Here is a 25496-nt window from a genome sequence, read left to right as displayed (position 1 = left end):
ACCCCCTCTTCAACGCTTTGTCCCTACGGAGTAATCCTTAATGCCTACTCAATCAACCCCCCGCCGTGCCCTGCTGGCTTCGGCCGCGCTGGGTGCCGCGCTCTGGCTGGCCGGCTGCGCCGGCCTCGCGCCGCAGACGCCCGAGGCCATCGTCGAGCAGCGCGCCGACGCGCGCTGGGCCTACCTGATCGACGGCGACTTCGAGAAAGCCTGGGAATTCACCCAACCCGGTTTTCGCGCCGTTGTCAAGCGTGAACGTTACCATCGCCGCTTCGGCGCCGGCGCGACGTGGACCGGGATGCAGGTGCACGAGGTCAAGTGCGAGGCCGAGCGCTGCAACGTCCGCCTGCGCGTCAGCGCCAAGGTCCAGACGCCGCCGTTCCGCAACCAGGAAGTTGTTACTTACATCGAGGAAGTCTGGGTGCGCGAAGACGGGCAATGGTGGTTCTACCAGGCGTTCTGAGCCCAGGGCGCCCGGCGCGCGCGGGGGCACTGTCTGCAATACGCAACGACTCGCGCGCTTTGCCGCCATCTCACGGCCGACTTATTGAAATGCCCGTCGGCAGCGTGTTAGCATCTCCCGGCATTTCCAAGATTCGCTTGGGTCTTGCAACCACTTTTTTCCTAATGGAGTCATAGCTATGAAAAAGAGCATCCTGTCGCTGAGCGCCGCGGTTGCCCTGGGCGGCTTGGGTTTTGCCGGCTCGGCGAATGCGTGGGTCGCTTCCAGTGACGACGGCGCCGCCACCGGCCTGTTCCTGCATGCCGCGGGCGTCGGCCACCAGCTGTTCACGCCGTACTACACGGCCAACGCGGGCATGGCCACGCTGGTCAACATCGTCAACACCGACAGCACCAACGGCAAGGCCGTCAAGGTGCGCTTCCGCAGCGCCACCAACTCGGACGACGTGCTTGACTTCACGCTGTTCCTGTCGCCCGCCGACGTGTGGACCGGCGCGGTGCTGCAAGGCACCGACGGCCGCGCCTCGCTGATCACCAACGACAAGTCCTGCACCATCCCGGTGGCCAGCCAGTGGCCCACCGGCGGCGTGCCGTTCATCACCACCCGTCTGCCCAGCTATGCCACCGACGACGTGAAGGCCGCGCTGACCCGCGAAGGCTACATCGAAGTGCTGAACATGGCCGACATCGACCCTGACAGCGACCTGTTCACCGCCACCAAGCACGTGAACGGCGTGGCGCCCTGCCTGGCCGATACGCCCCTGACCGGCTCCACCAGCTACAGCGCCCTGCGCAACAACCTGCTGAACACCACCTCCGGCGACGCTGGCGTGTCTGGCGCCAACGCCGATGGCCTGGTCAACCCCACCGGCGGCCTGATGGGCACCTGGGCGGTGCTCGACCTGGCCAACATGGGCACCTACAGCGGCACGCAGACCGCCGTGATCGCCACCGCGGACACCTCCGTGGGCGCGAGCGGCACCGTCACCACGGCGGCGGCCAACCTGCAGTTCTTCCCGCAGCATGGCCTCAGCGGCCCGACCACGCTTGAAGCCGCGGACTGGACGGCTGACCCGCTGCTGACGGGCGGCGTCATCACGCCGCTGTGGTTCGACTTCCCCGACATGTCGACCCCCGCGATCGCTGGCGAGATCCCGAACCAGCAGGCGTACAACCTGTCGAACGCGCTGGCCAAGACCAACGTCATCAACGAGTACATCGCCACCGCCGCCGACGCGAGCGTGCCCTTCCTGACCGACTGGGTGGTGTCGCAGCCGACCCGCCGCTACCACGCCGCCGTGAGCTACGGCACCGTGTCCAGCGCCGCGGCTATTGTGCTCAACACCGGCTCCTATGCCAACCCGTACTCGAGCCTGCTGGCCCTTCAGCAAACCGATTACGGCCCGCAAGCCTGCCTGCAGATGACCTTCCAGTCCACCGACCGCGAAGAGTATGCCGTGGCCACCAGCGTGGACGGCGGCTTCTCTCCCGGCACGCCGGCTTCGGTGCTGCGCTATTGCGGCGAGGTGTTCGTGGCCAAGTTCGGCAGCACGTCCTCCCTGCAGGCCGTCATCACCGCTGGCCAGCTCACGCCGGCCGCCGATGCGGGCTGGGGCACCCTGGGTGCGGCGAGCGCGCTGCCGATCGTGGGCTATGCCGCCACGCTGTTCTCGAACACGTCGACGGGCAACAAGTACGGCATGACCTTCCAGCACCGCTGGCTGAGCGGCGGCCTGACCACGCCGTAATTGGGCTTGCGGCGATAAGCCGGCGCGATGCGCGAGCCTCCGGGCTCGTGCGGCGCACCGGCCGTCACCGGAAAGGACGGGTTTCGACCCGTCCTTTTTTTTGGCCTCCGTGGCCGCGCGTGCCCGCGCCTTCCGGCGCGGGCCGAGCCTGCAACGCTTTGAATCAGCGCCGGCGCGGCCGCGCGGCACGGTTATGATGGGCCCCTTTTTTGCAGGGGCAGGCGCGCGCCGCGGCCGGGCCCGAAAGATCCATGCTGATGAAATCGACTGACTTCAAGGGCGGCCGCCTGCCGGCGGCCGTGGTGCTGGTGCTGGCGGCCTTGTGCGCCGGCGGCGCGGCCCGCGCGGCCGGCGCCGGCGACGCGGTGATGGTGACCGGCCCGGCCGGCCCCATGACCCGCGCCGAGGTGGAGGCCATGGTGCGCGACCTGGTGCCGGCGGCCGAGCAGCCGCGCTTCTGGGCCGACCAGGATGCCATTGCCGGTTTCGCCCGCAGCCTGTACGCGCAGCGCCTGCTGGCGGCCGACGCGCAGAAGGCCGGGCTGGACGCCACGCCCGAGGGCCAGGCCTACCTGCGGCAGCTGCGCGAGCGCGCCCTGTCCGAGCTGCTGCTGCGCGAGCGCGAGCGCGCCGCCGTGCCCGGCGACCAGGTGCTGGAGTCCTATGCGCGCTCCGACTACAAGGCCAAGCCCGAGCGCTTCCGCCAGCCGGAGCAGGTGCGGGTGCGCCACATCCTGCTGGCGGTGGCCCCGGACGGCGGCAACGACGCCGCCGTGAAGGCGCGCGCCGAGAAGCTGCTGGCCGAGCTGCGCGGCGGCGCCGACTTCGCGGCGCTGGCGCGGCAGTTGTCGGCCGACAAGGGCAGCGCCGCGCGCGGCGGCGACCTGGGCCAGTTCGGGCGCGGCAAGATGGTGCCGGAGTTCGACCAGGCGGCCTTCGCCCTGCGCAAGCCGGGCGAGCTGGCGGGCCCGGTGAAGACGAAGTTCGGCTACCACGTGATCGAGCTGCTGGAGTACACGCCGGCCGCGCTGCGCCCCTTCGAGCAGGTGCTGCCCGAGCTGCGCGAGGAGGTGCGCGCCAAGGTCATGAGCGCGGAGCGCAAGGCGCTGTGGAGCGCCGCGCAGGAGCGGGTGCAGGTGGACGAGGCGGTGGTCAAGGCCATCAGCGCCGAGCAGCCGCCGATTCCGCTGCCGAAGAAGCCATGAGCCTGCCGGCGCGGCGGTGGCCGCACGGTGCGCGGCAGGGCGGCGAATACTCCCCTATATGCCTGGCCGCCAGCGCTTGCTGGATGGGCGTAAGGTACCCCATACTCCCGTGTTTCGCGGGTGATGGGCGCGCGCGCGCCGGGCGCGGCGCCCGGGCTTGACCCATGCCGTCCGCGTTGCGCGCCGAGTGCGGCCAGCTCTGGCGCCTGCGCGGCCTGCTGGGGGTGCTGGCGCGGCGCGAGCTGGCGGGGCGCTTCGCCGGCTCGGCCGGGGGGCTGTTGTGGGCGTGGCTGCCGCCGCTGCTGACGGTGGCGTCGTATTACCTGGTGTTCGACGTGGTGTTCGGCATGCGCCTGGGCGGCGCGGCGCCGGCGGCGCGCGTGGGCACCTACCTGATCGTGGGCATGCTGGCCTGGATGGCGTTCGCGGATGCGGCGCAGCGCGGCATGGGCAGCCTGCTGGAGGCGGGCGGCATGCTGCAGAAGAACCCGCTGCCGCCGGGGCTGTTCCCGGCGCGGACGGTGCTGGCCAGCGGCGCGGTGTTCGCGCCGCTGATGCTGGCCCTGGTGCCGCTGTACGCGGGCGCGCACCAGTTCCGGCCGGGGGTGTGGGCGGTGCTGCCGCTGCTGGCGTTGCAGGGGGTGCTGTCGTTCCTGGCGGCCTACCTGCTGGCGATTCTGGCGGCGGCGCTGCGCGACGTGGTGCAGGTGGCGGGGGTGCTGCTGTCGCTGGGGGTGTTCCTGTCGCCGGTGCTGTTCCCGGTGAGCCTGTTCCCGGAGCGCTGGCGCTGGCTGCTGTGGCTGAACCCGATGACGGGGCCGGTGCTGGGCTACCAGGCGGCGCTGCTGGAGGGCGCGTGGCCGCCGGCTGGCGTCTGGCTGTCGATCGCCGCCTGGCTGGCGCTGCTGGCGGCGCTGCTGTCGCTGGCGCTGGCGCGCAGCCGCGACCAACTGGTGGATTGGCTGTGAGCGGCCCCGTGGTGCACAGCGCCGAGGTGCCGCTGCGGCTGGAGGGGGTGGGCAAGGAGTACCGCCTGTACGACTCGCCGCGCGCGCGCCTGAAGGCGCTGCTGACGGGGCGCGCGCTGCACCGCAGCCATTGGGCGCTGCGGGACGTGTCGCTGGCGCTGCGGCGCGGGCAGTGCCTGGGCGTGGTGGGCAGCAACGGCGCGGGCAAGAGCACGCTGCTGAAGCTGATCACGGGCACGCTGGCGCCGAGCACGGGCCGGCTGGCGCGCCACGGGCGGGTGACGGCGATCCTGGAGCTGGGGGCGGGCTTCCACCCGGACTTCACGGGGCGGCAGAACCTGTATTTCGGCGGCAGCCTGATCGGCATCGGGCACGAGGAGATGGCGCGGCTGGAGCCGCAGGTGCTGGCGTTCGCGGAGATCGGCGAGGCGATCGACCGGCCGGTGAAGACCTATTCGTCGGGCATGGTGGTGCGGCTGGCGTTCGCGCTGGTGACGGCGGTGGAGCCGGACCTGCTGATCATCGACGAGGCGCTGGCGGTGGGCGACCAGCATTTCCAGAAGAAGTGCGTGGAGCGCATCCAGGCGTTCCGCGACAACGGCTGCACCATCCTGTTCTGTTCGCACAGCCCCTACCACGTGCGGCAGCTGTGCGACGCGGCGCTGTGGCTGGACCAGGGGCGGGTGATGGCGCTGGGCGATACGGAGCCGGTGCTGCTGGCCTACGAAACCCATTCGCGCCTGTTGTCGGCCGGGGCGCCGGCGGCGGATGCGCCGCCGGCGCTGGTGGCGGCCGCGCCGCCGCGGGCGGCGGACGAGGCGGCCATCGTGTCGGCGACGCTGGCGGGGCTGGACGCGCCGGCGGCGGGGGTGCCGCTGCTGCCCGGCCCCGACCTGGAGGTGACGATCACCGTGCGCGGGCGCGGGGACGAGCAGCCGCACGTGGGCTTCATGATCGAGCAGACGCGGGGCGTGGGCATCACCTCGATGGTGACGCACGAGGAGGGCGCGGCGCCGCGCCGGCTGGCGGACGGCAGCTGGCGCAGCGTGCTGACGCTGCCTGATCTGCCGCTGCACAGCGGCGAGTACGTGGTCAGCGTGTACCTGTTCGACCACTCGGGGCTGGTGGTGTATGACCAGTGGCACCAGTTCCTGAGCTTCCGGTTCGTGGCGCCGGTGCGCACGCCCGGCCTGGTGCGGCTGCCGCACCGCTGGTCCTGAGGCGGGCGATGGCGGGCAACCGTGCCGCCGCCGTGCTGGCGCGCCTGCGGACCGAGGCGCGCGACGCGCTGGAGCTGGTGCTGCTGCCGGGGCTGGCGGCGGTGCTGCCGTGGCGCTGGAGCTTTGCCCTTTTCAGGCGGCTGGCGGGCTGGCCGTGGCTGTACCGCGCCCAGTGCGCGCGCGCGCTGGCGCTGGCCCGGGAGGCCGGCATGGCGCCGGACGCGGCGCGCTGGCTGCGCGAGTACCGGCTGGTGATCCTGACCGACCATGCGGACCACTACCTGGCGCGCACCCGCTCCGACGCCTGGCTGCGCCGCCACGTGCGGGCCACGGGCGACTGGGGCGTGGCGCCGGGGCAGGCGGCGCTGCTGGTGACTTTCCACTGGGGCTGCGGCATGTGGGCGCAGCGCCACGCGCACGCCCAGGGGCTGCTGCCGCACACGCTGGTGGCTTCGCCGGAGGGGCTGCGCGGGCGCACGGTGCTGCGCCGGTACATCCGCCAGCGGCTGCGCACGCTGGAGCAGGCGCAGGGGCGGCCGGTGATCCACGTGCCGGGGCCGATGCGCCCGCTGCGGCGCGCCTGGGGGGCCGGGGAGCAGGTGGTGGTGGTGATCGACGTGCCGGCCGACCAGGTGCCGGGCACGGTGCCGCTGCCGGTGCTGGGCCGTTCGGTGCGGGTGCCGGCGGCGCTGGCGCGGCTGGCGGTGGAGCAGCGGGTGCCGGTGACGGTCTATACGCTGGAGCTGGACCTGGCGAGCGGCCGGCGGCACCTGCGCCTGCACCCGCTGGGCGTGTGGGACGATGCCGAGCGGCTGCTGGGGCGGGTGTTCGAGCGGTTCGAGGCGGTGGTGCGCGAGCGGCCGGCCTCGTGGCACCTGTGGACGGAGGCCGAGCGCTTTTTCGCGCCGGCGCCGATGGAAGGAGAGGCTGAATGAGTGGGCCGCATTGGATGCTGAGGCTGCGGGAGCGGCTGTGGGGGCGGGCGCCCTGGGACGCGGGGCGCATCGGCGACGAATGGTTCCGCGCGCACTTCTTCCATGCCGCCGACCTGGTGGCGCAGTGGCTGGGCGGGGCGCTGCGGCTGCCCACGGCGCGGCTGCTGAACTTCGGCTGCGGCGACGGCATCACCGACCTGGCGCTGGTGCTGCGCCACGGCGCCACGGCGATCCACGGGGTGGACATCCGCCGCGAGTACGCCAAGCTGCCGCGCATCGCGCGCGAGCAGCTGGGCCTGGCGCGCCTGCCGGCGGCGCTGACGTTCGAGACGATCGCGCCGGGGGCGCCGCTGGCGGGCCGGCACGCGGGGGTGGACGGCATCGTGAGCTGGTCGACCTTCGAGCACGTGGCGCGCGCGCAGCTGCCGCCGATCCTGCGCGACCTGCACGCCTGCCTGCGGCCGGGCGGGGTGTTTTTTCTGCAGATCGAGCCGCTGTTCCATTCGCCCTGGGGCTCGCACCTGCGGCGCTACGACGACGTGCCCTGGCACCATCTGCTCGCCAGCGAGGACGAGCTGTGGCAGGCCATGGAAGCCTACCAGGGCGAGTTGCAGCCGGACGAGGTCGATTTCGGCTTTGCCGATTTCGGCCCGGAGGGCTACAAGCGCTGGGTGTTCAGCGAGTACCAGGCGCTCAACCGGCTGACCGCCGACGAGCTGGTGGAGCTGGCGGTGCGGGCGGGCTTCACGGTGCGCCGGCAGGAGCGCCGGCAGGTGGACCTGCCGATCCCCGAGGCCCTGCTGGGCCGCTACCCCGAGGCGCTGCTGCGCAACAACGAGATCCTGCTGCTGCTGGGCAAGGATTGAGGGCAAAAAGTGGCTCCGGCGCTTATGCGGCAAGCGCCGGCAGCTATGATTTTTGATGCGCCGCGCTACCGGCGCAGCCAGCTCTTGACGCGCGTCTGCCAGCGCTGCGGGATGGCGCGGACCAGCGGCGCGAGGACGGGCAGGGCGCGCAGCCGGGCCAGGATGCCCAGGGCGCGGCCTCTGGCGCCGGCGGCGATGCCGTCGTCGGGCTCGGGCAGGTAGGGCAGCCAGGCGTCGGCCGGCAGGTCGGCCACATCTGGCGCGGGCAGGCCGTCCAGGTAGGCGCTGGCGTACCAGCCGGGGGGCTGGGGGTCGAAGCCGCGCGTGGGCGCGAGCCGGGCGTCGTCTTCGAGCGCGGGCAGCGGGGCGGGGCCCTGGCCGGTGGCGAAGTGGCGCTGGCGCAGGTCGGCGAAGAAGCCGAGCCACTGCGGGGCGCTCTGCTGCCAGGGGCGCACCCAGCTCCAGGCGCGGCCGGCCAGGCGCTCGGCGAAGGCGCCCAGGTCGGGCGCGACCACGGGCCAGCCGCCCTGCAGGCAGGCCGACAGGGTGTAGCTGTAGGTCTCGGGCCACTGGGCGGGGAACCAGACCAGGTCGGGCTGGAGCCAGCGCAGCAGCTCGGGCAGGTCTTTCTCGTCGTAGCGGCCGTACACGGTGAGGTGGGCGTGCGGCTGCGCGCGCAGGGTGCGGTAGGCGTAGCCGATCAGGTGGAACTCGACCGGCGCGCCCTGCCTGCGGGCGGCGATGGCCGCTTCTTCCAGCACGTCGGCGCCCTTGATGGCGCTGAGCGCGCCGACCACCGCCACGCGCAGGGGCCGGCCTTCGGCCAGCGGCGGCGGCGCGGGCTGGGGCAGCGGGGCGGTGGGGTCGATGTCGGTGTGCGGCACCAGGCGCAGGGGGGCGCCGGGCACCAGGGCGAGCAGGCGCGTGAGCATGTCGCGCGAGGGCGCGATGACGAAGCGCGCGCCGTTCAGGAATTCGGCGCTCTGCTGGCGCCAGGGCCCGAGGGCGGCCTCGTCCGCATCCGGCGGGGGCGTGGCGCCGGTCGCCGCCGGGTCGCGCGCAGGGCTGTAGCGGCCGCTGGCGTCGGTGAGGGTGATGCCGGGGTCGGCGAAATGGAAGTCGTGCGCGGTGAAGTCGTGGCTGACGCCCAGGCGGGCGGGCAGGCGCTGGACGAATTCGCCGTGGCCCAGCAGGTGGTGCACGTGCACGTGGCGCACGCCCAGGCGGCGCAGCAGGGCGAGCAGCTCCTCGCCCTGGTCGGGCAGGGCGAACACCAGCTCGAAGCCTTCGTTCTCGCCGGGCAGGCGCAGGCCGAGGCGCTGGCCGGGCAGGGGGCGCAGCAGCAGGAACTGCGCGCGTTCGCGCAGCAGGCCGGCCAGCTCGACGACGTGGCGCTCGGTGCCGCCGTTGCGGTCGTGCAGCACGGCCAGGATGACCGGCCGCCCGCCATCGAGCACGCGCGCCAGGTCGACCGCCGTGCGCGCGGGCCGCGCCGGGTCTTCGCCGACGAAGCGCAGCACGTCGGCTTCGTAGCGCGGGTGCAGGCGGCGCAGCGTCTGCATGGCGGCGCGCTCGCGCGGGCTCTTGCTGGCGCCGAAGCTGACGCCGCCGAAGTGGCGCACGAAGGTGTCCAGCGCGTGCAGGTTGCGCCAGCCGGCCTTGGCGGCGCGGATGCAGAAGTCGTTCTCTTCGCCGTAGCCCTTGCCGAAGTGTTCGACGTCGAACAGGCCCAGCTCGCGCAGCGCGTCGCGCCGGATGTACATGCAGAAGCCGACGCCGGTGGGCACGTCCACCGCCTGGCCGGCGTTGACGCGGGCGAACAGGGCGTCGAGACGGGCGGTGTCCCAGCCGTCGGGCAGGGCGTTGTCGGCGCAGAAGCGCGGGTAGCTGCAGATGGTGGCGTTGTTGGAGAAGGGGGTGACGGAGGCGACCTTCCGGTCGCCGTAGGCCGCCGCGCGGAGGCGGTCGAGCCAGTCGCCGGCGACTTCGGTGTCGCTGTTGAGCAGCAGCACGTCGTGCTCGCCCGACAGCGCCATGCCGCGGTTGACGGTGCCGACGAAGCCGAGGTTCTGCTCGTTTTCGAGCAGGGTGACGCGCGGATCGCGCGGGGCGAAGGCGCGCAGCCAGCCGGTGACTTCGGGCTCGGGGCTGGCGTCGTTGATGACGATCAGGCGCCAGGGCGTGGCGCACGTGGAGGCCAGCACGGATTCGAGGCAGCGGCGGGTGTCTTCCAGCCCTTTGTAGACCGGCACGATGACGTCCACCGGGTGCGGCTCGGGCGCCAGCGGCTGGGCCTGGGGCCGCTCGGCGGGCGCGGGCGGGCGGGCGGAGCCGATGCCCAGCAGCCGGTCGAGCCGCATCTTGGCGTTGACGATGGGGCGGGTGGCGCGGAATACGGTGGAGTTTTCGATGTCGTGCACCAGCTTGACGGCTTCGTCGCGCTCGCGGGCGAGCACGTGGGTGTGTTGCAGCAGGGCCTGCTTCTGGCCGCGCAGGTGGCTGGTTTGTTGTTCGAGGCGCTGGCGGGCGGCGCGCTCGGTGTCGGCCTGGGCGGTGCGTTCGGCCAGTTGGCGCCGCGCCTCGGCGGCTTCGGTCTGGGCGGTGGCGATGTGCTGCTCGGCGGTGCCGGCCAGGGCCAGGTAGTCGGCGGACATGGGCCAGCCGAGCTCGGCTTCGAGCACCCCGCCCGCAGCCTGCGCCAGCGCGTCGGCGGGGATGGGCAGCTCGATCCACGGGTCGGTGCCGTGCAGCAGCAGCACGAAGGCGTCGGTGGGCAGCGCCGGCGGCTGGACCACGACGCCGCCCAGGCGCGCGCCGGCAAGGCCGCGCACGTCGGCGGGCGTCCACTGCCACAGCAGGCGGCCGTCGGCGGCGCGCAGCGCCAGGCCGTGCAGGTGCAGGTAGCCGGGGCGGTCGGCCGGGTCGAGCTTGAGGCCGGTGACGGGCGCGCCGGCGGGCAGGGCGAAGCGCAGGGTTTGCCGCGCGTCGCCGATGATGCCGGTGCAGGAAAGCTTGCGCTGCTCGTCGAAGGCGCCGCCCTGGCCCAGGTAGAGCTGGCTGGTGAACAGCGCCTGCGCGGGCAGCGGGGCGTCTTCCGGCGGCAGGGCCATGGGCTGCTCGCCCGGGCGCTGGGGGCGGCCGATGACGATGAACTGGTAGGTCAGCGCGTCGGGCAGGGCCAGCAGGTGGCGCGCCACCGGCGGCGGCAGGGCGTCGAAGGCGACGTTGAATTCGGAGTCGGGCAGCTGGCGCCGCACCGTGTCCACCTGCTCGGCGACCCAGCCGTTGTCGCGCAGAAAGCGCATCAGCGTGCGGCGGGTGAAGAAGCGCAGGTGGGTCTCGTCCAGCAGGCCCTCGGGGCGGTAGCGGAATTCGCCCGCCATCAGCTCGGCCACCAGGCCGGCGTAGCCGGCGTTGGGGATGGAGAGCAGCACGCGCCCGCCCTCGGCCAGCAGCGCCTGGCATTCGGCCAGCACGCGGTCGCTCTGGCGGATGTGCTCCAGCACGTCGGCGCAGACGATGCGGTCGTAGCCGCCGGGCGCGAACATCTCGGTCAGGCGGCAGGCGTCGAGGTCGGCGACTTCGACGCGGCGGTAGTGCGCGGCGGCCAGCAGGGCCTCGTCGCGGCTGATGGTCAGCCCGTCGATGGGGCCGGCGGCGGCGCCGTCGCGGCCGGCCAGGAAGCGGCCCACGGCGCCGCTGCCGCAGCCCAGGTCGAGCACGCGCGCGCCGGCCGGGATGTGGTCCGCCAGGAGGGAGAGCGAGGTGCGCTCGTCGGCCCGGATCTCGCGGGCGTAAATGTGCAGGGCGGGGGGAGAGGACGACATGAAACCGTGGGTTGCGCTGGCGCGCGCGGCATGCAGGCGCCCCAGGGGAAAGAGGCCCTCGGATGCTACCATGCGGGCTGTTCCCAGCGTGCGGCGCCACATGGGTGTCGGGGCCTCGCGGCGCATGGGGGCGAGGCGCATGCACCCACCGTCGCCGCACGCCGTTCGTGATCGTCTTGACCGCCTTTTTTGAATGATCTCGCTGGCGCTGCTCGCCTTCATGGTGTCCCTGGTGGCCACCCTGTGGATGCGCCGGCTGTTCCACCGGCATGCCGGCGCCTATGCGGAGGACGCGCCGCAGCGCTTCCACGTCGGCGACACGCCGCGCATGGGGGGCGCCGGGCTGCTGGCGGGCTGGGCGCTGGCGCTGGCGGTGCTGCCGCTGCTGCAATGGGCGCACCTGGCGGGCAACATCGACCGCATGCGGCTGAACTTGCCGCTGTGGCTGCTGATGCTGCTGCCGGCCTTTGCCGGCGGGGTGCTGGAGGACATGACGCAGCGCCTGACGGTGCGCTGGCGCCTGCTGCTGACGCTGACTTCGGGCCTGCTGGCCTGGTGGCTGCTGGACGTCTCCGTGCCGCAGCTGGGCTTCGGCTGGCTGGACGCGCACTGGCGCGCCGTGCCCTGGCTGGGCGTGGCGCTGGCGGTGCTGGCGGTGACGGGGCTGCCGCACGCCTTCAACATCATCGACGGCTACAACGGCCTGGCCGGCATGGTGGCCCTGGTGGTGTGCCTGGCGCTGGCCCATGTGGCCCTGCAGGTGGGCGACCGCGAGCTGGCGGCCATGGCGGTGGCGCTGGCGGCGGCGACGGCGGGCTTCCTGGTGTGGAACTACCCGCGCGGGCTGATCTTCGCCGGCGACGCCGGGGCCTACCTGTGGGGGCTGCTGATCGCCACCATCAGCCTGCTGCTGGTGCAGCGCCATCCGGTGGTGTCGCCCTGGTTCCCGGTGCTGCTGCTGATCTACCCGGTGTGGGAGACGGTGTTTTCCATCTACCGCAAGCTGTGGCGCGGCGTCTCGCCCGGCATGGCCGACGCGCTGCACCTGCACCAGCTGGTGTACCGGCGCCTGGTGCGCAGCGTGCTGCACGAGGACGAGGCGCGCAACATGCTGATGCGCAACAACCGCACCGCGCCCTACCTGTGGGGCTTCATCGCGCTCACCGTGGTGCCGGCGGTGCTGTTCTGGCGCTACACCGGCGTGCTGATGGCGTTCTGCCTGCTGTTCGCCGTCAGCTATGTGGTGGCTTACGTGAGCCTGGTGCGCTTCAAGGTGCCGCGGGTGTTTCAGCGTTCGAGGTTTTGACCACCCCCAGGCTCCACTCGCTGCGCGATGTTGCGCCACCCCCCTTGGAGGGGGCGCACCCACTGGCCGGGGGAACCCCGGCCACGGGTGCACGGGCATGGCAGGCGAAGCGGCCGCTTGTCTCTTTGGGGTAGGGATGCCGCCGGCGATTGAGGCGCGGGATTTTCCGTGACTATGATGCGCCATCCTTGAATTCCGAACCCGCCATGACGACCGCTACCGCTACCGATACCGCTTCCTCCCTGGGCCCGCGCGACAAGGCGGCGATCCTGGCGCAGGCGCTGCCCTACATCCGCCGGTTCCACGGCAGGACCATGGTCATCAAGTACGGCGGCAACGCCATGACCGACCCGGCTTTGCAGGCCGCCTTCGCCGAGGACGTGGTGCTGCTCAAGCTGGTGGGCATCAACCCGGTGGTGGTGCACGGCGGCGGGCCGCAGATCGAGACGGCGCTGGGGCGCCTGGGCAAGAAGGGCGAGTTCATCCAGGGCATGCGGGTGACCGACGCCGAGACCATGGAGGTGGTCGAGTGGGTGCTGGCCGGCGAGGTGCAGCAGGACATCGTGGGCCTGATCAACCAGGCCGGCGGCAAGGCGGTGGGCCTGACCGGGCGCGACGGCGGCCTGATCCGCGCGCGCAAGCTCCGGCTGCTGGACCAGAAAGACCCGAGCATCGAGCACGACGTCGGCCAGGTGGGCGACATCGACCAGATCGACCCGGCGGTGGTCAAGGCGCTGCAGGACGACCAGTTCATCCCGGTGGTCAGCCCGATCGGCTTCGGCGAGCACAACGAGAGCTACAACATCAACGCCGACGTGGTGGCCGCCAAGCTGGCCACCGTCTTGCAGGCCGAGAAGCTGCTGATGCTGACCAACATCCCCGGCGTGCTCGACCAGGCCGGCCAGCTGCTGCCCGAACTCACGCCGCGCCGCATCGACGAGCTGGTGGCCGACGGCACCATCTCCGGCGGCATGATCCCCAAGATCAGCGGCGCGCTGGACGCGGCCAAGAGCGGCGTCAACGCGGTGCACATCATCGACGGCCGCGTGCCTCACGCGATGCTGCTGGAGGTGCTGACGGACCAGGCCTTCGGCACCATGATCCGCTCCCACTGACGCTGGTCTTCGGGCTTCGCGGGCGCCTGCTCGCTTGCAAGTGCCACCGGCTGTGCGAGAATCATTTGGAAACAATTGAAACTCGCCATGCCGACCGCCCACCACGTCATCGCTCCCGACCCCGACGAGGCCGCGCCCAGCGCGGCGACGGCGCGCAAACGGCCCAAGCCGGGCGAGCGGCGCGTACAGATCCTGCAAACCCTGGCGCAAATGCTGGAGCAGCCGGGCGCCGAGCGCATCACCACGGCGGCGCTGGCCGCCCGGCTGGACGTGAGCGAGGCGGCGCTGTACCGCCACTTCGCCAGCAAGGCGCAGATGTTCGAGGGGCTGATCGACTTCATCGAAGGCAGCGTGTTCGGGCTGATCAATCAAATTGGCGAACGCGAGCCGGCGGGCCCGGCGCGCGCGGGCCGCATCGTGGCCATGGTGCTGCATTTCGGCGAGAAGAACCCCGGCATGACGCGCGTGATGGTGGGCGACGCGCTGGTGTTCGAGCACGAGCGCCTGCAGCAGCGCATGAACCAGCTCTTCGACAAGCTCGAGGCGGCGCTGCGCCAGAGCCTGCGCGACGACGCGCCGGCGGCCGGCGACGGCAGCCTGACGCCCGACGCCGACGCGCAGGTGGTCGCCTCGGCGCTGACGGCCTTCGTGGTGGGGCGGCTACAGCGCTTCGCCCGCTCGGGCTTCCGCCGCGCGCCGTCCGAGCTGCTGGATGCCTGCCTGGCACGAATGCTCTGATACTAATAGCTGCTGGCGCTTGTCCAGCAAGCGCTGGAGGCTTATTTCCCCATTATTTCTGTTCGTGGCCAAGGGTTAACCCCTGGCCGTGAGCGGTGGCATGCGCTTGGCAGGTCTCGGGCTTCCTCGCAGAATAGGACGATCGTTCTTTTCGCTGCGGCGCCACGGCGTCCGTTGTGCCGAGCTTCATGTCCCTGCCCACCGCCGACCGGCCGCCGCGCGCTCTTGCCAAGGGCCGGCAGACCAAGGCCGCCATCATCGATGCCGCGCTGCGCCTGGCCACGCAGGTCGGGCTGGAGGGCCTGTCGATCGGTGCGCTGGCCGAGGCGATGGGCATGAGCAAGTCCGGCGTGTTCGCGCATTTCGGTTCGCGCGACGAGTTGCAGATCTCCGTCGTGCGCGAGTACTCCGCCCGCTTCGAGGAGCAGGTGTTCGCGCCCGCCATGCTGGCGCCGCGCGGCCTGCCGCGCGTGCGCGCGCTGTTCGACCACTGGATGCGCTACACCAGCGCCGAGCTGGACGGCGGCGGCTGCCTGTTCATCAGCGGCGCGGTGGAGTTCGACGACCGCCCCGGCCCGGTGCGCGACGCGCTGGCGCAGACCGTGGGCCTGTGGACGGGCACGCTGGCGCGCGCCGTGGCCCAGGCCAAGGCCGAGGGCCACCTGACCCCCCTGGCCGACGAAGCCCAGGTGGTTTTCGAGACCCATGCCCTGATTCTGGCGCTGCACTACGAGGCGCGTTTCCTGCGCCTGCCCGGCGCCGCCTTGCGCGCCGTGCGCGGCTTCGATAATGTGCTGGCGCGCCACGCGGCGCGCGGCTGACTTTTCCACCCCCCCATTCCATTTCCAGGAGACAAGCGCCATGCCCAGCTACACCCCGCCCCTGCGCGACATGCAGTTCCTGATGCACGAGGTCAACCAGGCCGTCGACCAGCTGCGGGTCATGCCGCGCTTCGCCGACCTGGACGCCGACACCTGCAACGCCGTCATGGAGGAGGCCGGCAAGTTCACCTCCACCGTCACCGCGCCGATCAACCTGAGCGGCGACGCCGAGGGCTGCACGCTGGACAAGGCGAACCACACGGTCACCACGCCCAAGGGCTTCAAGGAAGCCTACGCGCAGTTCTGCGAAGGCGGCTGGCCCGCGCTCACCTGCGACCCCGACTACGGCGGCCAGGGCCTGCCGTCCACCCTCAGCACCTGCGTGGGCGAGATGCTCAACGCCGCCAACCAGGCCTGGACCATGTACTACGGCCTCTCGCACGGCGCCTACGAGGCCATCCACGCCCACGGCAGCGACGCGCAGAAGCAGACCTTCCTGCCCAAGCTCACCAGCGGCGAGTGGACCGGCACCATGTGCCTGACCGAGCCGCACTGCGGCACCGACCTGGGCCTGCTGCGCACCCGGGCAGAGCCGCAGCCCGACGGCAGCTACAAGCTCACCGGCAGCAAGATCTTCATCAGCGCCGGCGAGCACGACTTCGCCCCCAACATCGTGCATCTGGTGCTGGCCCGCCTGCCCGACGCGCCCAAGGGCAGCAAGGGCATCAGCCTGTTCGTGGTGCCCAAGTTCCTCGTCAACGCCGACGGCAGCCTGGGCGCGCGCAACCCGATCTTCTGCACCGGCATCGAGCACAAGATGGGCATCCACGGCAACGCCACCTGCCAGATGAGCCTGGACGGCGCCGCCGGCACCCTGGTCGGCCAGCCCAACAAGGGCCTGATGGCCATGTTCGTCATGATGAACGCCGCCCGCCTGGGCGTGGGCAACCAGGGCCTGGGCCAGACCGAGGTGGCCTACCAGAACGCGCTGGCCTACGCCAAGGAGCGCCTGCAGATGCGCAGCCTCTCCGGCCCCAAGGCGCCCGACCAGCCGGCCGACCCCATCATCGTGCACCCCGACGTGCGCAAGATGCTGCTCACCGCCAAGGCCTACGCCGAGGGCGGCCGCGCGCTGGCGATGCAATGCGCGCTGCTGATCGACAAGGCGCGCCACCACACCGACGAGCAGGTGCGCAAGGACAGCGAGGAGATGGTGGCCCTGCTCACCCCCATCGTCAAAGCCTTCCTCACCGACAACGGCGTCACCGCCGCCAACGCCTGCATGCAGGTCTACGGCGGCCACGGCTTCATCCACGAGACCGGGGCCGAGCAGTTCGCGCGCGACGCGCGCATCAACCCCATCTACGAAGGCACCAACACCGTGCAGGCGCTCGACCTGCTGGGCCGCAAGGTGCTGGGCAACCAGGGCGCCACGCTGCGCAAGCTGGGCCAGCAGATCGCCGAGCTGCTGAAGGCCGAAGGCGCCGACCCCCGGATGGCCGAGTTCACCGCCCCCGTGGCCGCGCTGGCTGGCGAATTCAGCAAGTTCAGCATGGAGATCGGCGTCAAGGGCATGAGCAACGCCGACGAGATCGGCGCCGCCGCCAGCGATTTCCTGCGCGTGGCCGGCCACCTGGTGTTCGGCTGGCAGTTCGTGCGCATGGCCAGCGTGGCGCTGAAGAAGCAGGCCGAGGGCAGCACCGACCCGTTCTACGCCGGCAAGCTGCAAACCGCGCGCTTCTACTTCGCGCGCCTGTTCCCCGAGACCGCCAGCCTGATGCAGACCGCGCGCTCCGGCGCCGCCAACCTGCTGGACACCGAGCAGGCGCTGGCTTGAGTATTTTCAAGCAAAATCGGCCTCCAGCGCCCGCCAGACGGGCGCTGGCAGCTACTATTTTGGTAGCTTCCGGCGCGGCTGTGCAGGCGCAGACGAGCCCCGTCGGCACCTGGCGCAGCATCGACGAAGACACCCGGCAGCCCAAGGCCCAGATCGTCATCGGCGAGCAGGGCGGCGTGCTCGCCGGCCGCATCGAGCGGCTGCTGCGCCCCGGCGCCGACCCCAAGGCGGTGTGCGAGCGCTGCACCGACGACCGCAAGGACCAGCCCATGGTCGGCCTGGAGATCATCCGCGGCGCCAAGAAGGTCGAGGGCAGGGACGTGTGGGAAGGCGGCCGCATCCTCGACCCCGAGAAGGGCAGCACCTACGCGCTGCGCCTGACGCCCATCGAGGGCGGGCAGAAGCTGGAGGTGCGCGGCGCCATCGGCCCCTTCGGGCGCACGCAGACCTGGGTGCGTGTGAAGTAAATCGGGCTCCAGCGCCCGCCAGTCAAGCGCTGGCAGCTATTGAAACAGGAGTATCGGTGACGCATCCGTTCGACCAGGCCGTGGCGCTGCTTCCGCAGGCCGACGGCCGCTTCCGCGGCCGGACCAGCCCCGCCTACGCCAACATGGTCGGCCCCTTTGGCGGCATCACCGCCGCGCAGGCGATGCAGGCCGTCATGCTGCACCCCGACCGGCTGGGCGAGCCGGTGGCCTTCACCGGCAACTTCGCCGCCGCCGTGGCGGATGGCGAATTCACCATCGAGGCCCGGCCCGCGCGCACCAACCGCTCCACCCAGCACTGGACGCTGGCCATGCGCCAGCAGGACGCCGACGGCCAGGAGGCGGTGGTCTTCACCGCCACCGCCGTCACCGCCGTGCGGCGCGAAACCTGGGGCGCCACCGACGCCGTTAAGCCAACGGCGCCCGCGCCCGACAGCGTGCCGCCGCTGCCGCGCGTGCCGCGTCCGGCCTGGATCGACCGCTACGACATGCGCTGGTTCGAGGGCGGCATGCCGCGCGAATGGAACGGCGCCGAGGCGGCCGACAGCATCACGCGCCTGTGGGTGCGCGACGCGCCGCCGCGCCCGCTCGACTTCGCCGGCCTGACCGCGCTGTGCGACGTGTTCTACCCCCGCGTGTGGCGCCGCCGCGCGCGGATGACGCCCATCGGCACCGTCTCGTTCAGCGTCTACTGCCATGCCGGCGCCGCCGAGCTGGCCGCCAGCGGCGAGGGCTGGCTGCTGGCCGAGGCGCGCGGGCAGCGCTTCTGGAGCGGCTACTTCGACCAGAGCGGCGCGCTGTGGAGCGCCGACGGCCGCCTGCTGGCCACCACGCACCAGGTCGTCTACTACAAGGAATAATGGTCAAAACGGGCTCCAGCCCTTTGCAGATAAGCGCGATCAGCTTTCAAAAAAGTAGCAACCCTCTTCTCAAAACCCTCTTCTCAATCATCTTCTCAACCCCACCCGTCAACACCATGTCCGACATCCTCGTCCACCAGGAGCAGGGCGTTCTCACGCTCACCTTCAACCGCCTGGAGCGCAAGAACTCCATCACCGTCGCCATGTACGACGCGCTGGCCACCGCCATCGAGCAGGCCGCCGGCGACCCGGCCACGCGCGTGGTGCTGCTCCAGGGCCACGAGACCATCTTCTCGGCCGGCAACGACATCGGCGACTTCCAGAACGCGCCCAAGGAACCCGCCGGCAAGCCCGAGGACCGCCCCGTGTGGCGCTTCCTGCGCGCCATCGCCACCTTCCCCAAGCCGCTGCTGGCGGCGGTGTGCGGGCCGGCGGTGGGCGTGGGCACCACCCTGCTGCTGCACTGCGACCTGGTCTACGCCGGCGACAACGCCGCCTTCTCGGTGCCCTTCGTCAACCTGGGGCTGGTGCCCGAGGCCGCCTCCAGCCTGCTCATGCCGCGGATGTTCGGCGCGCACCGCGCCGCCGAGGCGCTGCTGATGGGCGAGCCCTTCATGGCCGAGGCCGCGCTGGAGGTGGGCCTGGCCAACCGCGTGCTGCCGCCCACCGAGTGCAACGCCTTCGCGCGCCAGCAGGCGCTGAAGCTGGCGGCCAAGCCGCTGTCGGCGCTGGTCGAGACCAAGCGCCTGCTCAAGGGCGCGCAGCAGGCGGAGGTGTTGCAGCGCATGGACGAGGAGGGCGCCCTGTTCGGCCGCATGCTGCACGAGCCGGCCGCGCGCGAAGCCTTCGCCGCCTTCGCCCAGAAGCGCAAGCCCGACTTCAGCAAATGCTGAAGCCTTTTTGGCCTCCAGCGCCCGCCAGGCAAGTGCTGGCAGCTATGGATTGGTGAGCAATCCGCGCGGCGGCGCCGTCGGCCCGCGTCCCACGGCACGCCGGCGCCAGCCGGTGCCATGGGGCGCCGGATGGCATCAGTCCTCGGCGGGCAGGGGCGGAATCGGGCGCGGCCGGCCCTGCTCGTCGATGGCGACGTAGGTCAGCGTGGCCTCGGTCACCTTGATGTAGCGGCCCTGCTTGCGGATGCGCTCGGCGTAGACGCCGACGTTCACCGTCATCGAGGTGCGGCCGATGCGCTCGATCTTGGCGTAGAGCGACAGGATGTCGCCGATGCGCACCGGCTGCTTGAAGATGAACTGGTTCACCGCCACCGTGGCCATGCGCCCCTGCGCGTAGCGCGCCGGCAGCACCGAGCCGGCCAGGTCCACCTGCGCCATCACCCAGCCGCCGAAGATGTCGCCGTTGGCGTTGACGTCGGCCGGCATGGGGATCACCTTCATCACCAGCGTGTGGTCCGCCGGCAGTTCGGCCTCGGGGGCCTGCACGGCGTTCAGGTTGGGGCCGCGCAGGGCGGCGCGCGGGCGGTCGGCGGTGGACATGGGCACAATCCTCGTGAGCGGTTTCCCGGAAGATTGTCCACGATGCGCGACCGAGCAGAGCGATCCAATGCACCCCCTGAAACCGGCGCGCCGGCGCGTTCGCGCTCGGACTGGCGCACGCTGGGGCGCCTGCTGCCCTACCTGTGGCAGTACAAGGGGCGCGTGGCGGCGGCGCTGCTGTGCGTCGTCGTCGCCAAGCTGGCGAACGTCGGCGTGCCGGTGCTGCTGAAGCACCTGGTCGACGCCATGACGATCCCGCCGGGCGACCCCGCCGCGCTGCTGGTGGTGCCGGCCGGGCTGCTGCTGGCCTACGGCGCGCTGCGCCTGATGACCTCGGTGTTCACCGAGCTGCGCGAGTTGGTGTTCTCCAAGGCCACCCAGGGCGCCACGCGGCAGGTGGCACTGCAAACCTTCGAGCACCTGCACGCCCTCGGCCTGCGCTTTCACCTGGAGCGGCAGACCGGCGGCATGACGCGCGACATCGAGCGCGGCGTGCGCGCCATCGAGTCGCTGGTGACCTACTCGCTCTACAGCATCGTGCCCACGCTGGTGGAGGTGGGGCTGGTGCTGGGCATCCTGGGCGCGAAGTTCGACGCCGGCTTCGTCTGGATCACGCTGGCCGCGCTGGCGGCCTACGCCGCCTTCACGGTGAAGATGACCGAGTGGCGCACGCGCTTTCGCGTCGAGGCCAACGCGGCCGACTCGCAGGCGCATGCGCGCGCGGTCGACTCGCTGCTGAACTACGAGACCGTGAAGTACTTCAACAACGAGGCCTTCGAGGCGCGCCGCTACGACGAGAGCCTGCGGCACTACCGCCGCTCGCGCCTGAAGGCGCAGACCTCGCTGTCGCTGCTCAACACCGGGCAGCAGCTCATCATCGCCACCGGGCTGGTCGCCATGCTGTGGCGCGCCACGCAGGGCGTGGCGGACGGGCGGCTCACGCTGGGCGACCTGGTGATGGTCAACGCCTTCATGATCCAGCTGTACATCCCGCTCAACTTCCTGGGCATGATCTACCGCGAGATCAAGCAGAACCTGACCGACCTGGAGCGCATGTTCGCCCTGACGGACCGCCCGCAGGAGGTGGCCGACGCGCCCGGCGCGCCCGAGCTGCGCACCCATGGCCCGGTGGGCGTGCGCTTCGAGGACGTGCGCTTCGCCTACGAGCCGGCGCGGCCCATCCTGCACGGCGTCAGCTTCGAGATTCCGGCCGGTAAGACGGTGGCGGTGGTCGGCCCCTCGGGCGCGGGCAAGTCCACGCTGGCGCGGCTGCTCTACCGCTTCTACGACCCGGGAATATCGCCCCCACGCTCCCCCGCTGCGCGAGGTGCGCTGCCCCCCGAGGGGGCGGCCGACGGCTTGGGGCGGCCCGGCGCCGACGACGGCCGCATCCTGATCGCCGGCCAGGACATCCGCACGGTGACGCAGGCCAGCGTGCGGCGCGCCATCGGCATCGTGCCGCAGGACACGGTGCTGTTCAACGACACCGTGGCCTACAACATCCGCTACGGCCGGCCGGACGCCAGCGACGCCGAGGTGCAGGCCGCCGCGCGCGGCGCGCACATCCACGACTTCATCATGAGCACGCCGGGCGGCTACCAGACCCTGGTGGGCGAGCGCGGGCTGAAGCTGTCCGGCGGCGAGAAGCAGCGCGTGGCGATCGCCCGCACGCTGCTGAAGAACCCGCCGGTGCTGATCTTCGACGAGGCCACCAGCGCGCTCGACTCGGGCAACGAGCGCGCCATCCAGGCCGAGCTGCGCAGCGCCGCCAAAGGCAAGACCGTGCTGGTCATCGCGCACCGGCTGTCCACCGTGGTGGACGCGCACGAGATCCTGGTGCTGGAGGGCGGGCGCATCGCCGAACGTGGCACGCACCTTGCATTGCTTGCCGCCAACGGGCGTTATGCCCGGATGTGGGCGCTGCAGCAGGCTGCCGGGCCGGATGCCGCCGCGGCGTGAGCGCTGCGGCGCCGGTATGCAGGCATGCACTTTGTCTAGGGTTAACCAGTACACCCGGGTTCGTAGAATGCCGTTGCAGGGGCGGGGTTCTTCCGCCCTCAACTTCTTTTTCTGAAAGGGAAAAATCGCATGAAGAAGCACATCATTGCCGTTTCGGTGCTGGCGCTGACTGCTGGCGTGGCCATGGCGCAGGGCGTGGACACGCTGGCCAAGATCAAGGAGCGCGGCGCCGTGAACCTGGGCGTGCGCGATTCTTCAGGCCTGGCCTTCACGCTGGGCGACGGCAAGTACGTGGGCTTCCACACCGAGATGGCCGAGCGCATCATCGACGACCTCGGCAAGGCCGCGGGCAAGCCGCTGAAGGTCAACTACCAGGTCATCACCTCGCAGAACCGCATCCCGCTGGTGCAGAACGGCACCATCGACTTCGAGTGCGGCTCCACCACCAACAACCTGGCGCGCCAGAAGGACGTGGACTTCGCCTACACCACCTATGTGGAAGAAATCCGCATCCTGGTCAAGAACAATTCGGGCATCAACGGCATCCCCGACCTCAAGGGCAAGACCGTGGCCACCACCACCGGCACCACCTCGGTGCAGACGCTGCGCAAGAACAAGCGCGCCGAGGGCATCGACTTCAAGGAAGTCATGGGCAAGGACCACGCCGACAGCTTCCTGCTGCTGGAAGCCGGCCGTGCCGACGCCTTCGTGATGGACGGCTCCATCCTGGCCGCCAACGCCGCCAAGTCCAAGAACGCCAAGGACTACAAGATGGTCGGCGAGCCGCTGTCGGTGGAGCCCATCGCCTGCATGCTGCCCAAGGGCGATGCCAAGCTGAAGAAGGCCATCGACGACAGCATCGTGCGCCAGATCAAGGACGGCTCGCTGGCCAAGCTCTACGACAAGTGGTTCATGCAGCCCATCCCGCCCAACAACGTGAACCTGAACATGCCCATGTCCGAGGGCACCAAGGCCGCTTGGGCCAACCCCAACGACAAGCCGATGGAAGACTACGCCGCCAAGTGATGCATCGGGGCAGGTGATCGCTGAACACCTGCTCACGGCTCCAACGCCCGCCTGGCCTCTATCCGGCGGGCGTTTTTGGTTGAACTGCAAGAGGACTCCCGGAGGAGCGAAAGGCATGCGATGCTGAACATGGACTTGACGGTGTTCTGCAAGGACACCCTCAGCGGCGACGTGGTGGCGGGCTGCCTGGGCAAGGGCCGCGACATCACCTACCTGGACTGGATCTTCAGCGCCTGGGGCTGGACGGTCGGGGTGTCGCTGACAGCGCTGGCGATCGCGCTGATCGTCGGCTCCGTCGTCGGCGTGATGCGCACCCTGCCCGACAACCCCTGGCTGGTGCGCATCGGCAACGCCTGGGTGGAGCTGTTCCGCAACATCCCGCTGCTGGTGCAGATCTTCCTCTGGTACCACGTGGTGCCGGCGCTGATCCCGCCGATGCGCGACATGCCGCCGTTCGCGCTGGTGGTGATCGCGCTGGGCCTGTTCACCTCGGCGCGCATCGCCGAGCAGGTGCGCGCCGGCGTGCAGGCGCTGCCCAAGGGCCAGCGCTACGCCGGCATGGCGGTGGGCTTCACCACGGCGCAGTACTACCGCTACGTGATCCTGCCGATGGCCTACCGCATCATCATCCCGCCGCTCACCAGCGAGTCGATGAACATCTTCAAGAACTCGTCGGTGGCGTTCGCGGTGTCGATCCCCGAGCTGACGCAGTACGCCCTGCAGGTGGGCGAGGAAACCTCGCGCCCGATCGAGATCTACCTGGCGGTCACGGTGCTCTACGTCATTTCGGCGCTGGTCATCAACCGCATCATGGCCTTCATCGAGAAGCGCTCGCGCGTTCCGGGCTTCGTCTCCTCCGGCACCGGGGCGGGAGGGCATTGACATGAACCTCGACTTTTCCCTCGTCAACTGGTCGCTGATCCAGGGCTTCATCCTCAAGGGCCTGTGGTTCAGCATCACGCTCACCGTGGTCGCCACGCTGGGCGGCATCTTCTTCGGCACGCTGCTGGCGCTGATGCGCCTGTCGGGCAAGAAGTGGCTGGACGTGCCGGCGGCTATCTACGTCAACGGCATGCGCAGCGTTCCGCTGGTGATGGTGATCCTGTGGTTCTTCCTGCTGGTGCCCTTCCTCATCGGGCGGCCCATCGGGGCGGAGTACTCGGCCTTCATCACCTTCATCGCGTTCGAGGCCGCGTACTTCAGCGAGATCATGCGCGCCGGCATCCAGTCGATCCCGCGCGGCCAGGTGTTCGCCGGCCAGGCCGTGGGCATGACCTACGGGCAGAACATGAAGCTGGTGATCCTGCCGCAGGCCTTCCGCAACATGCTGCCGGTGCTGCTGACGCAGACCATCATCCTGTTCCAGGACACCTCGCTGGTGTACGCCATCGGCGCTTACGACCTGCTCAAGGGCTTCGAGACCGCCGGCAAGAACTACGGCCGCCCGATCGAGATGTACCTGATGGCCGCCCTGCTGTACTTCGTGATCTGCTTCGCGCTGTCGTATTTCGTCAAGCGCCTGCACAAGAAAATTGCCATCATCCGATGAACAGGCCCACCCCGTGTCTCCACGCGCTGCGCGCTGTTGCGCCTCCCCCTCAAGGGGCACGCCCGCTGGCCGGGGAGACCCCGGCCAGGAGCGCACTGGCGTGGCCTGCTCCGCGGCCAGCCGACCCGTGTCCGGTGCTGCGCGACCGCACCATGAACAACCCGTTTTGACAGTCAGGAGTCCTTCATGTCCGACAAAATGATCGAAATCAAGAACGTCTCCAAGTGGTACGGCCCGGTGCAGGTGCTGAACGATTGCAGCGTGAGCATCGACAAGGGCGACGTGGTGGTGGTGTGCGGCCCCTCGGGCTCGGGCAAGTCCACGCTGATCAAGACGGTGAACGCGCTGGAGCCGATCCAGAAGGGCGACATCGTGGTCAACGGCATCAAGGTCAACGACCCGCGCACCGACCTGCCCAAGCTGCGCAGCAAGGTGGGCATGGTGTTCCAGCACTTCGAGCTGTTCCCGCACCTGTCCGTCACCGAGAACCTGACCATCGCCCAGGTCAAGGTGCTGGGCCGCAGCCTGGACGAAGCCAAGACGCGCGGCCTGAAGATGCTCGACCGCGTGGGCCTGATGGCGCACAAGGACAAGTTCCCCGGCCAGCTCTCGGGCGGCCAGCAGCAGCGCGTGGCGATCGCCCGCGCGCTGTCGATGGACCCGATCGTGATGCTGTTCGACGAGCCCACCTCCGCGCTCGACCCCGAGATGGTGGGCGAGGTGCTGGACGTGATGGTGAGCCTGGCCAAGGAAGGCATGACCATGATGGTGGTCACGCACGAGATGGGTTTTGCCCGCAAGGTGGCCAACCGCGTGATCTTCATCGACGTCGGCGGCCGCATCCTGGAGGACTGCACCAAGGAGGAGTTCTTCGGCCACCCCGAGAACCGCCAGCCGCGCACCAAGGATTTCCTCAACAAGATCCTGCAACACTAGGAGTCTGCGCGGCAGAACCTGCGCCGGCTGCAACGCGCGAGAAAACGGTCCATCGCGGCGCTACCGCCTGCGCCCAGGGGGCCTACCCTGGGCTTGTCGGTATCACCACGCTGTCCTCGTTTTTCGCGCGTTTCGCTTCG

The 25496-nt window shown here is 70.6% G+C and carries 22 protein-coding genes; 20 read left to right on the top strand and 2 right to left on the bottom strand.

Features of this window, described 5'->3' with window-relative positions:
* The first annotated feature begins 40 nt into the window (after positions 1–40).
* From QM772_RS08030 to QM772_RS08000, 7 genes are all read left to right on the top strand, one after another.
* On the top strand, positions 41–463 hold the full coding sequence (locus tag QM772_RS08030) for a hypothetical protein (protein ID WP_415135273.1): 423 nt from the start codon (positions 41–43) through the stop codon (positions 461–463).
* A gap of 178 nt (positions 464–641) precedes the next feature.
* Complete coding sequence (locus QM772_RS08025) at positions 642–2210, top strand: hypothetical protein (protein WP_415135271.1); 1569 nt, start codon at positions 642–644, stop codon at positions 2208–2210.
* Positions 2211–2467: 257 nt separating this feature from the next.
* Complete coding sequence (locus QM772_RS08020; protein ID WP_415135269.1) at positions 2468–3415, top strand: peptidylprolyl isomerase; 948 nt, start codon at positions 2468–2470, stop codon at positions 3413–3415.
* Between the two features lie 164 nt (positions 3416–3579).
* Complete coding sequence (locus tag QM772_RS08015; RefSeq protein ID WP_415135267.1) at positions 3580–4383, top strand: ABC transporter permease; 804 nt, start codon at positions 3580–3582, stop codon at positions 4381–4383.
* On the top strand, positions 4380–5603 hold the full coding sequence (locus QM772_RS08010; RefSeq protein ID WP_415135265.1) for an ABC transporter ATP-binding protein: 1224 nt from the start codon (positions 4380–4382) through the stop codon (positions 5601–5603). The genes QM772_RS08015 and QM772_RS08010 overlap by 4 nt, the downstream gene beginning before the upstream one ends.
* A gap of 8 nt (positions 5604–5611) precedes the next feature.
* A complete protein-coding gene (locus QM772_RS08005; protein ID WP_415135263.1) occupies positions 5612–6538 on the top strand; it encodes a hypothetical protein in 927 nt (308 codons plus the stop codon).
* The gene (locus QM772_RS08000) at positions 6535–7404 is read left to right on the top strand and encodes a methyltransferase domain-containing protein (protein ID WP_415135261.1); all 870 of its coding nucleotides are present in this window, start codon (positions 6535–6537) and stop codon (positions 7402–7404) included. The genes QM772_RS08005 and QM772_RS08000 overlap by 4 nt, the downstream gene beginning before the upstream one ends.
* 65 nt (positions 7405–7469) lie before the next feature.
* Here QM772_RS08000 and QM772_RS07995 read toward each other — a convergent pair whose 3' ends face one another.
* The gene (locus QM772_RS07995; RefSeq protein WP_415135259.1) at positions 7470–11303 is read right to left on the bottom strand and encodes a glycosyltransferase; all 3834 of its coding nucleotides are present in this window, start codon (positions 11301–11303) and stop codon (positions 7470–7472) included.
* 121 nt (positions 11304–11424) lie between these two features.
* Here QM772_RS07995 and QM772_RS07990 point away from each other — a divergent pair, with 121 nt between their 5' ends.
* The 8 genes from QM772_RS07990 (at position 11425) to QM772_RS07955 (ending at position 19286) form a co-directional block, all read left to right on the top strand.
* Positions 11425–12537 (top strand): glycosyltransferase family 4 protein, encoded by a 1113-nt coding sequence (locus tag QM772_RS07990; RefSeq protein WP_415135257.1) that lies wholly within the window; start codon positions 11425–11427, stop codon positions 12535–12537.
* A gap of 206 nt (positions 12538–12743) precedes the next feature.
* Positions 12744–13652, top strand: a complete 909-nt coding sequence (argB, locus tag QM772_RS07985; RefSeq protein ID WP_415135255.1) for an acetylglutamate kinase — start codon at positions 12744–12746, stop codon at positions 13650–13652.
* Between the two features lie 87 nt (positions 13653–13739).
* Entirely contained in the window at positions 13740–14390 is a 651-nt protein-coding gene (gene slmA, locus QM772_RS07980) for a nucleoid occlusion factor SlmA (RefSeq protein WP_415135254.1), read from the top strand.
* Between the two features lie 188 nt (positions 14391–14578).
* Positions 14579–15211 carry a TetR/AcrR family transcriptional regulator gene (locus tag QM772_RS07975; RefSeq protein ID WP_415135252.1) on the top strand — a complete coding sequence of 211 codons (633 nt, stop codon included), beginning with the start codon at positions 14579–14581 and terminating at the stop codon, positions 15209–15211.
* Between the two features lie 40 nt (positions 15212–15251).
* The gene (locus QM772_RS07970; RefSeq protein WP_415135250.1) at positions 15252–17048 is read left to right on the top strand and encodes an acyl-CoA dehydrogenase C-terminal domain-containing protein; all 1797 of its coding nucleotides are present in this window, start codon (positions 15252–15254) and stop codon (positions 17046–17048) included.
* Complete coding sequence (locus tag QM772_RS07965; RefSeq protein WP_415135248.1) at positions 17045–17515, top strand: DUF2147 domain-containing protein; 471 nt, start codon at positions 17045–17047, stop codon at positions 17513–17515. Before QM772_RS07970 ends, QM772_RS07965 begins: the two co-directional genes overlap by 4 nt.
* Before the next feature lie 56 nt (positions 17516–17571).
* A complete protein-coding gene (locus tag QM772_RS07960) occupies positions 17572–18393 on the top strand; it encodes an acyl-CoA thioesterase (RefSeq protein WP_415135246.1) in 822 nt (273 codons plus the stop codon).
* A gap of 116 nt (positions 18394–18509) precedes the next feature.
* The gene (locus QM772_RS07955; RefSeq protein ID WP_415135244.1) at positions 18510–19286 is read left to right on the top strand and encodes an enoyl-CoA hydratase; all 777 of its coding nucleotides are present in this window, start codon (positions 18510–18512) and stop codon (positions 19284–19286) included.
* Between the two features lie 135 nt (positions 19287–19421).
* Here the strand turns inward: QM772_RS07955 and QM772_RS07950 are convergent, their stop codons facing one another.
* Complete coding sequence (locus tag QM772_RS07950; RefSeq protein WP_415139525.1) at positions 19422–19787, bottom strand: acyl-CoA thioesterase; 366 nt, start codon at positions 19785–19787, stop codon at positions 19422–19424.
* A gap of 141 nt (positions 19788–19928) precedes the next feature.
* On the opposite strand from QM772_RS07950, the gene QM772_RS07945 reads away from it, so the two are divergent.
* The 5 genes from QM772_RS07945 (at position 19929) to QM772_RS07925 (ending at position 25356) form a co-directional block, all read left to right on the top strand.
* Positions 19929–21845, top strand: coding sequence for an ABCB family ABC transporter ATP-binding protein/permease (locus QM772_RS07945; protein WP_415135242.1), 1917 nt, complete (start codon positions 19929–19931; stop codon positions 21843–21845).
* Between the two features lie 129 nt (positions 21846–21974).
* Complete coding sequence (locus QM772_RS07940) at positions 21975–22871, top strand: transporter substrate-binding domain-containing protein (protein WP_415135240.1); 897 nt, start codon at positions 21975–21977, stop codon at positions 22869–22871.
* A gap of 123 nt (positions 22872–22994) precedes the next feature.
* Complete coding sequence (locus QM772_RS07935; protein WP_415139523.1) at positions 22995–23753, top strand: amino acid ABC transporter permease; 759 nt, start codon at positions 22995–22997, stop codon at positions 23751–23753.
* Position 23754: 1 nt separating this feature from the next.
* Complete coding sequence (locus QM772_RS07930; RefSeq protein WP_415135238.1) at positions 23755–24420, top strand: amino acid ABC transporter permease; 666 nt, start codon at positions 23755–23757, stop codon at positions 24418–24420.
* 198 nt (positions 24421–24618) lie between these two features.
* On the top strand, positions 24619–25356 hold the full coding sequence (locus QM772_RS07925) for an amino acid ABC transporter ATP-binding protein (protein WP_415139521.1): 738 nt from the start codon (positions 24619–24621) through the stop codon (positions 25354–25356).
* Positions 25357–25496 lie beyond the last annotated feature (140 nt).

It is taken from the genome of Ottowia sp. (assembly GCF_047601385.1).
GTDB lineage: Bacteria > Pseudomonadota > Gammaproteobacteria > Burkholderiales > Burkholderiaceae_C > Ottowia.
Note: the sequence above shows the minus strand (reverse complement) of the source record. Positions and strands in the feature narration are given on the sequence as shown.